Raw genomic sequence first — 12,781 nt, forward strand, 5'->3', positions numbered from 1 at the left:
ACCATGCAACGCTCCAACGTACGCTTCAACGCATCTTCCAAGTCCGCGGTTCAGGCGTTCACCCCGCGCCTGCGTCTCGCAATGCTGGCCTCGGCAATGGCATTCGCGCTGTTGGGCGCGAGCGCCGCCATGGCGCAGACCGCCGCGGCGCCCGCCAAGGCCGGGGAACAAAAGGCCTATGTGCCCGACGTCGGCCAGGAAGGCAAGGACGTCATCTGGGTCCCGACCCCGCAAAGTCTCGTGGACAAGATGCTGGACATGGCCAAGGTCACGCCCAAGGACCGGCTGATGGACCTGGGATCGGGCGATGGCCGCACGGTCATCACGGCCGCGCAGCGTGGCCTGACCGCGCAAGGCATCGAGTACAACCCCGACCTGGTCGAGCTGTCGCGCCAGAACGCCAAGCGCGCCGGCGTGGCCGACCGGGCCACCTTTGTGGCGCAGGATCTCTTCACCACAGACCTGTCGCAGGCGGACGTGATCACGATGTTCCTGCTGTCGACCATCAACGAGAAGCTGCGGCCAAAGCTGCTGGAACTGCCGGCCGGCACCCGCGTTGTGTCCAATACGTTCCGCATGGGCGACTGGGAGCCGGACGCCTCCGAGACCGTCACCGAGAACTGCCAGACCTATTGCACGGCGCTGTTGTGGATCGTGCCGGCCAAGGTTCAGGGCAAATGGGATCTGGGCGGCCAGACGCTGCAGCTGGATCAGCACTATCAGGTGCTGTCCGGCAAGCTGGGATCCGTGCCGATCTCGGACGCCCGCCTGGACGGCACGTCGATCACCTTCACCGCCGACGGCGTGCGTTATGCGGGCGTCGTGAACGGCCGCACCATGAGCGGCACCGCCGCCGGCAAGGGCAACTGGCAGGCCAAGCGGAGCTGATCTTCGTGCGTTGGACGTCGCGCGCGGCGCGGCCTTGTGTGGCCGCGTCGCGTTGACCGTCCCCGGCGTCATGCAATAGCATCTGTTGCATGAGAAGAGACAGCAAGCTTTCCGGCGTCCTGCACGTTCTGCTGCATATGGCCGAGCACCCCGGTCCCATGACCTCCGACGACCTGGGCCGCGTCATGCAGACCAACCCCGTGGTGATCCGCCGCATCATGGCCGGCCTGCGAGAGCAGGGTCTGGTCCGCTCCGAAAAAGGCCACGGCGGCGGATGGACGATTTCCTGTGACTTCAACGCAGTGACGTTGCGCGATATCTACGACGCCCTGGGCGCACCGGAGATCTTTGCGATGGGCAATCGCAGCGAGTCGCCGGGATGCCTGGTGGAAGAGGCGGTGAATGCGTCGCTGGACGACGCGTTCGAAGAGGCGCAGCGTCGGCTTCTGGATCGGCTCGGCAAAGTCACGCTGGCCGCCCTGAGCCGCGATTTTCACGCGCGCATGGTGGAACGCGGGCAAGCGTTTGATCCGCAGGCCATCCACGAGGGGTGATCGCCCCCTACTTCCACGGCTGACGCCACGCCATCAACGACGCTTCGACGTGAGCAATTTCGGCCTGCGACATCCCGGCTTCTTCGTAAAATCGCTGGCGCTCGCGCACCACATCCAGGACGCGGTCGATGATCGATCGGGCGGCCGCTTCCGACCGGAGTCCGAAACGCCGGTACTCGGTCAGGCAATTGGCAAAGGTGCTGTCACGGCCCTCAGCACCGATATGCAGGTAATGCCGCGCCGACCCTTCCTGGGTTACCACATCAAACAGCGGCGACATCCGGTAGGTGTGCGCGCCTTCGTCCTTCAGGAAGCCGACGTTCTTCAGGTGATCGTCCGTGTTGTGAACGGCCACGTTCAGGACCATCCGCGCATACAGCTCCAGCAGATCCTGCACGGGGTTCGACGAGATGCGGCGCGCCACGTCGGCCAGCCGCGCGTAGGAATACGTGGCTTTACCGCGCGGCCCGTCCAGTTCGCGCTTCCCGATTTGCACGGACGGGCTGATCAGGGAAGCGCCACTCAGGAAATGCCGCCGCGCAATGACTGGATCCGCCCCTTGCTGGACCGGCAATAGCTCGCGGTCGAACCGGTGCGTCAGCAGCACCGCGCCAAGGTGGGTCTGCGCCAGGCGGATCTCGGGCACGTTCAGCCCGATGGCGCGGGCCATCTGCAGGTTGGCGTACTCCACGCGCTGGCGGTCGTAGGACTCGCCCTTACGGGGAAACTTCGCGATCCACATCTCGCCTTCCGCATCCCGGACGATCGTTTTGGGACGCGCGCCGCCGATATCCCACGAACTGCCCAGGATGTCGCGGTACAGCCCCTTGGGCTTGATGCCCTGGTCGATGTCGGTCAGCAGGTCCGCCAGGGATTCGAGCTGGCTGACTTCGGGCAGCCGATAGGTCTTGCGCATGTTGGGCGTCAACTGGCGGGCGCTGAAAAACAGCGCTCCTACGCCCATGCCGCGGCCCTTGAGCAGGACTTCGTTTTCGGTCACCCGGGCGCCCGCATTGTCCACGCGCATCACATTGCGGCCCCAGGCATCCGGCGCGGCATCGAAAATGGCGCCCAGTGTTTGATAGCGGCTTTCGGTGCGGAATGTGGTCGTCGAATCGGTAAGGGGCAGATTCAGCGGGTCCAACGAAAACGCGCGCGGATCGTTCACGTAGGACTGCACATACGTGAACTCGGCAAAAAAATGATTCTCGTCGGTGTCGTCCAGGGTCAGGATTCCGGCCAACACGGCCTCGCCCCGGATATCCACGTAGACGAAAAGCTCGCTTTCGACGGTTTTATGCTTTTTGGCTGGCACGATGGCGACCGCCGCGTTACAGGCTGGAAGGATCGGCGCGATGCGAATGCTGCGCCTTGCCGCTGCCCCGGGCGGGCCGGCGCATGGCATCCAGCCGTTTGCCGACGCCATCGAGGTCAGGATCACCCAGCGCGAACAACTGGTCGCCAAAGCCGTACTGCAGCAACGTTTCAAATGCCAGCGCCAGGGATACGCCGCCATCGCCGCGCTCAAGCCGGTTGATGGTCGCTCGCGAAACCCCCATGCGGCTGGCCAGCATCGCTTCTGTTTCGTTGCGGCGCAAGCGCGCGGTGCGGATGCGCGCACCTAGACGAGCCAAAGCTTCGGCCGCCTCGAAACTGGGTTCGATCTTCTTTTTCATGACGCAATAATAGTGCTTTAAACGCGTTAATGCACTATTAATAAGTCAAACCCATCACAGAAGGAAGCCGCATTTATAACGCACAAATGCAACTAATGCGCCATTAATGAGGCAAATCCCTGCCCCGCAGCGCATTCCTCACCGCGTCACGGCCTGATCCAGCCGCAACGCCGCCCGCCCGGTGTCCAACGTGACGCGCGCGCCCAGCGGCAGGGTCAGATTGGGTTCGCCGTGTCCGCTGGGCCAACCGGCCAGGACCGGGATGCCGCGCGCGGCAAACTGTTCGATCACCAGCGGATACAGCAGGCTTTGCGCCTGCGCATCCTCCAGATTCGTGCCGATGATGCGAGTGAAATTACCCACGATCACGCCCTTCAGACCGTCAAACTTGCCTGCGGCGGCCAATTGACTCAATAGCCGGTCCACGCGAGGCAGCGCCTCGTTGACGTCTTCAAAAAACAGAATGGCGTCGCGGGTATCGATCTCGTGCCGGGAGCCGATCAATGCGGCGATAAGCGCCAGATTGCCACCGACCAGTCGTCCGCTGGCCGTGCCTGCAACCAGTTCCACCGCGCGTGTATCCGGCGGAGGTTGAATCCAGGCGCCCTGCCCGATCTGCCCGCCCAGCATGGCCAGCAGATGGGATTCAGTGGGCTCGCGCTTGCCCGCGACCAGATCCTGCGCCAGCATCGGCCCGTGAAACGTCACAAAACCGGCGTGGCGCTGCATGGCCAGATGCAGGGCCGTGATGTCGCTGTAGCCGATGAAGGGCTTGGGATGTTGGCGAAGCAACGCGAAATCCAGCTTGTCCAACAGCCGCCATGAGCCGAAACCGCCCTGCAGACACCACACCGCGCCGATATCCGGCGCGGCAAACGCGGCATGCAAGTCGTCCAGGCGCTGGGCGTCGGTACCGGCCAGGTATTCATAGGGGGCGTCGAGCCGCGTGCGCGATGCCGGCATGACCACCGGCACGAAGCCCCGGTCTTCCAGCCATTCCGCGGCAAGATCGCTGGCGTTTGGCGCCGCGGACGCAGGCGCCACAATCGCGACCTTCGCGCCGGGCCGCAGGGCAGGCACGGGTGCGGCCGCCGGTTTCGCGTGAGAAGGCGGCGGCGCGGTGTCGCGCCGTGCGGCGGCATTCTGGGCAGACTGGGATGCGGCATTCGGCGCACCTTCCCGCCCGCCAGCGCAACCTGCCAGGCCAAAGCCGGCCAGGCAAAGCGCGCCGGCATTGAACAACATCCGTCGACGTCCGGCGTCCGGGAAGCCGCCATCAACGCGCGGTGTGGTCTTCGGTTGCGCCGCGAATACAGAATCGCCAATCTGGGAGCTGGTTGGTCCGCGCATCAGAATCGCTCGTAGTCCAGCCGGTAGCGCCATTGTCCCGCGGCAAGGCCTGCCATCGGCAAACGCCCGATCCGCAGACGCCGCAATGCCAGCAAGCGCAAGCCAGCCGCATCGCACAAGGCTTCAATGAACCCGGGCGGGGGCGACTTCAGCGCAAAGCGAAGGTGGTTCTCGTTCTGCCAGCTGACCTTCATCGGCGTGGCGGCGCGGCCTTCATAGGCCATGCCGCGCTGCATGCGGGCCAGGTCCGCTTCGCTGAGCTTGCCTTCGACATGCGCGATATATTCCTGCTCCACGTGCCGGCCCTCCTCCACCAGCTTGCGGGCCACGGCGTACTCCTGGGAATAGACGACCAGGCCGCTCGCAGCGCGCTCCAGCGGTGTCACCAGCTTGAGTCCATTGAACATACGTTTCAGGTAACGCTGGCCCGATCGGTCCCCGGGCATCAGGTTCTCGGGCAGGATGAGGTCTCGCGCCGAGCCGGGCTGGTCGTCGGCATACATGCCGGCCGGCTTGTGGACCAGCACGGTGACCGGACGGCCTTCTTCGAGCCGTGCGCCGGGCATCAGGCTCACAACCTGAGAGGGCGCGACTCGCAAACCCGGCTCTTCCTGCACTTTGCCGTCGACGGTTACCCAACCGCCTTCGATGTAACGCTCGGCATCGCCGCGCGAACACGGCAGCTCGGCCGCCAGGCGCTTGGCCAGGCGATCGGTGTTGCTTGCGGCAGCTTGTGCGGAGGGGTTGGAACGATCGCGGCGTTCGGGGGTATTGCGCACGGGCCGGGCGACGGCGCCCTTCGCGCTGGCTTTGGGGCCGCCCGCTTGCGATTTAGCGCCATAGCGGTCACCACGCTTGCGGTCTTCGGGCTTGCGGTCATCGGGCTTGCGGTCATCGGGCTTGCGTTCACCGGGCTTGCGTTCACCGGGCTTGCGTTCACCGGGCTTGCGGTCGCTGGGCTTGCGGTCGCTTGCAGCGCGTCCGCTACTTTGGCGTTCGGTGGCTTTCGGCCCGCCGCTTTTCGCCTCAGTGGCTCGACGTGCTGCTCCCTTCGATTCGATGGCCCTGCGCTCAAACGCCTCGGTCTTTCCGGCGTTGGAGACGCCCCGGCTTTGACCAGCCGGGGCACGCTGGAACGGTTTGCTCGTCGCAGCGGACTCGTCCGATCTCGCCGGACGTGCACTGCGGTTTGCCGCGCTGCGCTTGGCGGGACGGGAGGTCAGCGTGAGCGTTCCGGGCTTGGTGGGCCGCATCGTGTTGCTCATCGTCCCCCCTCCTGATGCAGCGGATTGAAACGGTGAAGGAAAAGGTCGGGCACGCCTGCAGGCGCCAGGAGAAAAAGCATTGTCATCGGTGTTGCCGGTATTGCGAAAAGCGGGCCACGTGGCCCGCACCTTGAGACGGATGTTACGCCCTTTTCTGCCGCGGTCCGTCGGGCGGGTCCACGTTCAAGGCGGCTTCGTCCGGGTAGACGTCTGCGGGCGGCGGCACTTCATCGATCCAGGCCTTGAGCAGCGTCGACGTCACCGCCAGAATCACCGGACCAATGAACAATCCGACGATGCCGAAGGCGAACATGCCGCCCAACACGCCGGAAAGTATCAGCAGCATCGACAGGTTCACCCCGCGCTTGATAAGCAGTGGCCGCAGCAGGTTGTCCAGCGTTCCCACCACAATGGCCCAGACCAGCAGCACGGCGGCTGCCAGCTTCATATCGTTCTGGAACAGCCAGGCGACCCCGCCCAGCATTGGCAGAAACGGGCCGAGCTGCGCCAGGCACAGCATCACCATGAGCGCGGTCAGAATCCCCGCCGCCGGCACGCCCGCAATCCAAAGCCCGATACCGCCCAGCGCCGATTGCACGACGGCGGTCACAACGATGCCTAGCGCCACCGCGCGGATCGCAGACGCGGCCAGCCTGATCGCGGCGACGCCGCGCTGGCCCGCGAGCCGGTTGGCAAAGCGCCGCGCAAAATCGGCCGCAATGTCGCCTTTGCTGTAGAGGATGCCAGCGATGATCACGGTGATCAGCATGTGCATCACGAACACGCCGACGATGGCGGCGTGACCGAGCAGCCAGTGCGCGGCGGTGGTCAGGTACGGTTCAATCCGCGCCAGCAGCCCGCCAGCGCCCGCGTCCGACAACGTCTGCCATTCCTGGGCGATGCGGGGGCCGGCCAGCGGAATGCTGCCGATCCACGCCGGCGGCGCCAGCAGTGCATAGTCGGGCAGGCTCTTGACCGCCGCCATAATGGCGCCGCCGTGCAGCGCCAGCGTGGAGATCGCCTGATACAACGGCAGCACGATTACGAACAGCAGGATGAGCAGCATTGCCACAGTGGCCAGCCAGCGCCGCCCGCCGCAGTGCCGCTGAATCGAGAGCAACACCGGCCAGGTGGCGACCACGATGGTCGTGGCCCAGATCAGCCCGGGCAGAAAGGGACGCAGGACATACAGGCTGCCGATCATCAAGGCCAACAGCATGACGATCACAAGCAGAACCCGGGCTATGTCGACGGACTGGCGTGGTATCACCCGCGGCTCCTGGCGGGGCTTTCGCCCCAGGTTGCGGTGGATGCGGACTGGCGGCGCCCGCCCTGCCAGCCATCGCGATCAATCGAATGTATCCGAAATCCGCGCGAAGCTGAATGGGAACATTACTTGCTCGGCTTGCCGCTGCGGCCGGCCGGGTTCGCCGGTCCGGGGCGCAGGCAAACAGTGTGGAGGTGTGCCATGAAAAACATGGCTTTCGCCAGCGTATTGCTGGCAATCGTGTTGAGCGGCTGCAGTTACATGGATTCCCACCGCTCCGACGGGTCGCACGCCGCGCGCGCAACCCATTCCGACCCCGCCAATTACCATCGGTCTGATTTTGGCGAGCCAAACAACGAACCATTCCAGGGAACTTACCCGGGACGCTGACCCGCCGATGGGCCGAACGTTGCTACCGTCGGGCGCAAGGGCTACGAGACGCCCAGCATCGTGCGAATCCGGCTGCGGATCGCGCCGGAATACGCCCAGCACCAGACCGCGAGGGCCAGCATCGCCACTGTGAAGTAGGCGCGTGCGCCCTCCGGCACGGGATTCATTTGCGACAGGGTTGGGAAGGGTTCAAAGCCGATGAAGTCGGTGGCCGCCAGCGTGCTGAAAATCAGGGCCAGCACCGGACCAGTGAACCGAGGGCGCTCGCCCCGAGTCTGGGGGGAAGCAAGAAAGCACCAATGTAACCAGCGTATGAGCTGGATGCCCACCGCGACCAGGGGAATAAGCAGCGCAAGCTGTAGCACCAGCAGCGCCAAAATGACTTGAGTAGGAAGCATGCGCGGATTTTAATCGGATCCGCGGTGTGGCCCTGGCCTATGCCCCCATTTGAAAAGCGCGCCAACTGGGGCCTGCGCTGGCCAGCCACTCCTGGACATACTGAAGGCTCAAGGCGATTGACAGGGCCTCGCCCTGAAACAGGACGTCAGGCTGCGCGCGAAGCCAGTTGAAGTCGTCGATTCTGCGGATGTCTTGCGCCAAGACCTTCAGGCCTTGGCGTGACGCTTGCCCCAGCAGGCTGAAGAAGCGCTCTTGCAACGGGCGACGGGTACAGATACCTTCCGGAATGCCCACCCGCAGGCCCGTGGCGCGAAGTGTGCCGAATGGAACTTGCGCCGAGGGCAGCAGCCGCACGCGTAACGCGGGCTGCAGTTCCTGGTAGCTGTGAAAAAGCGTCGCGCCCTGCGCCAGGCGGTCGCTGAGGGGGACGTTGTACGTGACTTTGGCGCAGGGATAGATCGGCTGGCTGAGCTGCGCTTCTTGCAGCGTGTCACGCAGTTGGTCGCCGGCCACGGCGCCAATGCGCAGATCCTGGCATAGCTGCTGTGGAAGCAGGATATCGGAGTGGACGTTGAGCGGATGGTCCATCGACAGCGTTGCCATGCAGCCCGCCGCGCGGAAGATTCGCCCGGCGCGGCGCAAGGCATCTGCTGAAGCGGCATTGGCGAGCAACGCGGAAGTAAGGCGGCTGTGACCGCCGACCAGCGCCATTTCGCGGACGACCCCTTTCGCGTCCAGCACGGGTTGGATTCGTAACGGCTCGCTGACGAGTGAGGCGGATTCGGCCTGGTTGATAGCGTTCATAAGGCGACGAGTTTATGGAGCGCAATTTCACAAACCAATCGTAAAAGTACGATTTGCGTTGCCATTTGCCCGCGTCATCGGCGCATTTTCAAAATTTTCTTATATCCGCCGTTTGGGGCCATACCTACGATGGGCGCATGCCTGTCAAGGAAACCAATACCCTCTCGCCAGACGTCCAGCCAGTCCCCCGAGCCCCCACGCTGCTCTTGCATCTCTTCGCCGCCGCATTGCTCGCCTGCATCGCGGCGGCCGCTGCATTTCTGCTCTACTGGTCCTTCACCGGCACGGTTTCCACCTACCGGCGCCAGATGAACGCGGCCGCGTACAACGCACAGATCTTCTTCGATCAGCGGGAGTCGCTGCTTCGCTCGCTGGCGTCCAGCCTGGTCCGCAACACCGATTCCGCGCCGGCCTCCGAAACGCCGCGTCACTTTGGCAACACCGGGCAGATCAACGTCTTCCCCCTGCACGAAGGTCCCAACGCCTACGACTGGGCGTTGATTCTCACCCCGCGCGATCTCAACGACATTGCGTTCGCGCAGACGCAACTGCTCTTCAGTTCCGTCCGAAATGGGCAGACCACCTATCTCACGCCCCGCCCCGGCCAACCCGCCGGTCCGGATCACGCCGCGCAATCCTGGCTCGCGCGCAAGCTCGCCGTCGCCAATCCAAACGCTGCGCACGGCGGGCAAAACGCCATCAGCTGGCTCAAGCCTCAGCTGAATAACGCCAAACCCCTGTATCTGTACACGCCTGTCGATGCTTCCGCGCCGAGCGCCGGATGGATCGGCCTGGAACTCGGCGACATCAACGCGGCCATCGACCCGTCTTCGCTGCAGGGCGGCAGCTACCTCCTGCATGACCAGGATGGCGCGCCCGTCCTGCATAGTCCGGACGACGCGCAAACCCTGGCGGGGCTAAGCCGCTACGCCGGGCGCGAGGACTCATTCGGCTTGTGGGGATCCGGCCTGCTACCCCGCTACGTCGTGCTCAGCAAGTCCGTCGGCGAAGACGGCTGGCGGTTGGTCTACTACATGCCGATCAGCCGGATCCTGGATGACGCCGCCTACGCCATCCAGGCCACGCTGGGCGGCGCGCTTCTGCTGTGCGCTGCGGTCATCGTCGGCATTCGGCACATCCGCCGGAAACTCGTCGCCCCCGCCCTGCGCCAGTACGAGGCCCTGGCAGAAAGCGTGTCCCTGAATCGAAGACTGGTCGAAGTCGCGCCCGTGGGCCTGTGCCTCTTGCGCCGGGCAGATGGCATGCCGCTGCTGTCGAACGAGCTCGCCAGGGATTGGTTGCTGGAAGACCCGGCACTATTGGCCCGGCTGCTGGCCGACGACGGTCATGGCGCCCAACACGAATACCCGCTGGAAGACGGCCGGTGCCTGCACCTTACCTTCGCGCCCATCACCTATCGCGCCGAGGAAGTCATCCTCTGCGGCATCAACGACATCACTGCATTCAAACGGGTCGAGCACTCCATCACCCAGGCCAAGTTGCACGCCGACGCCGCGAACCACGCCAAGACGGTGTTCCTGACCACCATGAGCCACGAGATCCGGACACCGCTATTCGGCATCCTTGGCACGCTCGAACTGCTAGGCCTGACTGCCATGGACGGCCAGCAGCAGCAATACCTTCATACGATGCAGCAGTCCTCGGCAACCCTGCTCAGCTCCATCAACGACACGCTGGACCTGTCGCGCATCGAGGCCGGCTACCTGAAGCTCGAAACCTCGGAGTTCTCGCCGGTCCAGTTGCTGGACAGCGTCATTGGCACCTATGCGGCGCGCGCCGACGCCAAGGGACTGCACCTGTACGCACTGGCCGACGTGGCCGCGCCGGCGCAAGTTCTGGGCGACTCGACCCGCGTCCGCCAAATCCTCAACAACCTCGTCAACAACGCCATCAAATACACCAGTTCCGGGCAGGTGGTGCTGCGCCTGCAGGTACTCAGCCAGGACGCGCATTTCGCCACCCTGAAATTCCAGGTGGCGGACACCGGCATGGGCATCTCGGCAAAGCACCACGCGCGGCTTTTCGAACCCTACTTCCGTGCTGAATCCGGTGATAACCAGAATGTCCCTGGCACCGGCCTCGGGCTTGCCATATGCCGGCGCCTGTCCGAGATGATGAACGGAACGCTCAGCGCCGTCAGCGAACCCGGCCTGGGCACCAGCATGTCGCTCATCGTGACCCTGCCGCGCGTCGGCGGTGTGCGCACGGACCTGGGTGTGCGGCTGGATTCCAGGCCGGTCTTCGTGCGGGGCGCCAACAACGAGGTGGTCGCGAATCTGTGCCAGTGGTTGCGTCACTGCGGCGCCGTGGCAATGCCCTATAAGGCCACCCTCCATGGCCGGCGCGAGGGCAGCGTCCTTGTGGAAACGTGGTCACGCGATTTGACGCCGGCCGTCTGGAGCGGTGCTCGGGTTTTTGCACAACCCCCGGGCGTTCAGCCGCGGCCGACTCGCAACACCTGGACGGCCGACAGCCATAGCCTCGCCAGTATCGTCGCGGCGGTCCGGCTGGCGCAGGACAGCGTCGCCACCAAGACGCTTCCCGCGCTGGAGCCGTCGCGAGACGCGCTCGACATGCACCTGCTGGTCGTCGAGGATAACCCGGTCAGCCGGCAAATCCTGCGCGAACAGCTTGAACACCTGGGATGCACGGTGGTCGTGGCGGCAGACGGCAACGACGCGTTGGCACTGCCCGACCTCCCCGAGTTCCACGCCATCCTGACCGACCTGCACATGCCAGAGCTGGACGGCTACGCCCTCACCCGCGCGCTCAGAAGCCAGGGCTACACCCGCCCGATCGTGGGAATCACCGCCAGCGCGTTCACCGAAGACCTGCGGCGCAGCTCGGAAGCCGGCATGAACACCGTGCTGCTCAAACCGCTGCCGATTGCCGCGTTATGCCAGGCGTTGATGCCGTTCAAGGAAGCCGCATGACGAGAAAGCTGTCGGAGTACAGGGTGCTGATCGTGGACGATCATCCATTTCAATGCGTTCACCTGGCCGACCAGCTCGCCTCGGCCGGATTTGGCCGGGCGGATGTGGCGTCTTGCGCCGAGACCGCCCTGGCCAAGACCGCGCGGCAGCCGTATCACCTGGTGCTGATCGACCTGAACATGGCCGGCATGGATGGCGTGCAATTCATCGACCGGCTGTCCCGGCAGGAACAACCTCCCATGCTGGCTATTGTGTCGGCCTGCCTCAAAGGCATCATCAACAGCGTTGCCATGATGGCCAAGGAAAAGGGACTTGCCGTGCTGGGCTCGTTCTCCAAGCCGTTTACCCCGCACCACGCCGCCCAATTGGCCGACCTGCTCAGCCGCAATCCGCCTGAATCAACGGAACCCACGGAACCGCAACTCGTGCGCCGCACGACGGGCCCCGTATTGGACCGTGCCGCGATCGATAACGCGCTGCATCGGGGGCACCTGCAAGCATGGTTCCAGCCCAAGCAGTCGCTTGCCACCGGGCGGATCGTCGGCGCTGAGGCGCTGGCGCGGTGGCTGCACCCGGCATTCGGCTGCCTGCCGCCAGACGCATTTCTCACCGCGGTGCGGGCGCACGGGCTGGACAAGGCTCTGCTGCGACATATCCTGGAAGCCGCGCTGAACGCGCACACGCACTGGCGCCAGATGGGCTTTCGGGTGCCCGTCTCCGTCAATTTGCCCACCCAGTGCCTGGACGACCCGGATCTGCCCGACGACCTCGAGGAAATCGTGGCGGCCAAGCGCGTGGCGGCGTCCGAAGTCACCTTCGAACTACTCGAGGACGAGACACCGACCATACAAGGCCAATACTATATGGGGGCCAGCCGATTGCGGTTGAAGGGTTTCGGGTTGGCACAGGACGACTTTGGCCGAGGATACAGCTCCATGTACAGCCTGATTTCGACGCCGTTCACCGAACTGAAAATCGACCGCGCCTTTGTCAGCGGCGCGGCACACGACGAAAGCCGGTCGGCGGCGCTGGTGTCTTCGGTACAGCTTGGGCGGCAATTGGGCTTGCAGGTCACCGCCGAAGGCGTGGAAACCGCCCACGATCTCGCGTTCCTCCGTCGCATCGGTTGCGACTGCGTCCAGGGGTATTTCATATCACCCGCCGTCACTTCCGACCGCTTCAGCCAGATGCTCGCCAGCGAGCGGCAGGCGGCAAATCCTAAGCATCGGTGAGA

The 12,781-nt window shown here is 64.5% G+C and carries 11 protein-coding genes; 4 read left to right on the plus strand and 7 right to left on the minus strand.

Features of this window, described 5'->3' with window-relative positions:
- The first annotated feature begins 3 nt into the window (after nucleotides 1-3).
- Together HV681_RS02350 and HV681_RS02355 are read left to right on the plus strand one after the other, a co-directional pair.
- Nucleotides 4-888, plus strand: a complete 885-nt coding sequence (locus HV681_RS02350; RefSeq protein WP_175121529.1) for an SAM-dependent methyltransferase — start codon at nucleotides 4-6, stop codon at nucleotides 886-888.
- Between the two features lie 89 nt (nucleotides 889-977).
- On the plus strand, nucleotides 978-1,442 hold the full coding sequence (locus tag HV681_RS02355) for an Rrf2 family transcriptional regulator (RefSeq protein ID WP_175121530.1): 465 nt from the start codon (nucleotides 978-980) through the stop codon (nucleotides 1,440-1,442).
- A 7-nt stretch (nucleotides 1,443-1,449) separates the two neighbouring features.
- Here the strand turns inward: HV681_RS02355 and HV681_RS02360 are convergent, their stop codons facing one another.
- The 7 genes from HV681_RS02360 to HV681_RS02390 form a co-directional block, all read right to left on the minus strand.
- Nucleotides 1,450-2,757: a type II toxin-antitoxin system HipA family toxin gene (locus HV681_RS02360; protein WP_254594867.1), complete on the minus strand. Its 1,308-nt coding sequence runs from the start codon at nucleotides 2,755-2,757 to the stop codon at nucleotides 1,450-1,452.
- A 16-nt stretch (nucleotides 2,758-2,773) separates the two neighbouring features.
- The gene (locus tag HV681_RS02365; protein ID WP_175121531.1) at nucleotides 2,774-3,118 is read right to left on the minus strand and encodes a helix-turn-helix transcriptional regulator; all 345 of its coding nucleotides are present in this window, start codon (nucleotides 3,116-3,118) and stop codon (nucleotides 2,774-2,776) included.
- A 138-nt stretch (nucleotides 3,119-3,256) separates the two neighbouring features.
- Complete coding sequence (locus HV681_RS02370) at nucleotides 3,257-4,198, minus strand: S66 peptidase family protein (protein ID WP_175121532.1); 942 nt, start codon at nucleotides 4,196-4,198, stop codon at nucleotides 3,257-3,259.
- Between the two features lie 269 nt (nucleotides 4,199-4,467).
- On the minus strand, nucleotides 4,468-5,175 hold the full coding sequence (locus HV681_RS02375; RefSeq protein ID WP_254594886.1) for an RNA pseudouridine synthase: 708 nt from the start codon (nucleotides 5,173-5,175) through the stop codon (nucleotides 4,468-4,470).
- Between the two features lie 700 nt (nucleotides 5,176-5,875).
- A complete protein-coding gene (gene ydiK / locus HV681_RS02380) occupies nucleotides 5,876-6,952 on the minus strand; it encodes an AI-2E family transporter YdiK (RefSeq protein ID WP_175121533.1) in 1,077 nt (358 codons plus the stop codon).
- Between the two features lie 479 nt (nucleotides 6,953-7,431).
- Nucleotides 7,432-7,788 (minus strand): hypothetical protein, encoded by a 357-nt coding sequence (locus HV681_RS02385; protein WP_175121534.1) that lies wholly within the window; start codon nucleotides 7,786-7,788, stop codon nucleotides 7,432-7,434.
- A gap of 37 nt (nucleotides 7,789-7,825) precedes the next feature.
- Nucleotides 7,826-8,593, minus strand: a complete 768-nt coding sequence (locus tag HV681_RS02390; RefSeq protein ID WP_175121535.1) for a hypothetical protein — start codon at nucleotides 8,591-8,593, stop codon at nucleotides 7,826-7,828.
- Between the two features lie 137 nt (nucleotides 8,594-8,730).
- On the opposite strand from HV681_RS02390, the gene HV681_RS02395 reads away from it, so the two are divergent.
- Nucleotides 8,731-11,547 carry an ATP-binding protein gene (locus HV681_RS02395; RefSeq protein WP_217467817.1) on the plus strand — a complete coding sequence of 939 codons (2,817 nt, stop codon included), beginning with the start codon at nucleotides 8,731-8,733 and terminating at the stop codon, nucleotides 11,545-11,547.
- Complete coding sequence (locus tag HV681_RS02400; protein WP_175121536.1) at nucleotides 11,544-12,779, plus strand: EAL domain-containing response regulator; 1,236 nt, start codon at nucleotides 11,544-11,546, stop codon at nucleotides 12,777-12,779. Before HV681_RS02395 ends, HV681_RS02400 begins: the two co-directional genes overlap by 4 nt.
- Nucleotides 12,780-12,781 lie beyond the last annotated feature (2 nt).

This window comes from Achromobacter animicus, assembly GCF_902859585.1.
GTDB classification, from domain to species: Bacteria; Pseudomonadota; Gammaproteobacteria; order Burkholderiales; family Burkholderiaceae_B; genus Achromobacter; species Achromobacter animicus.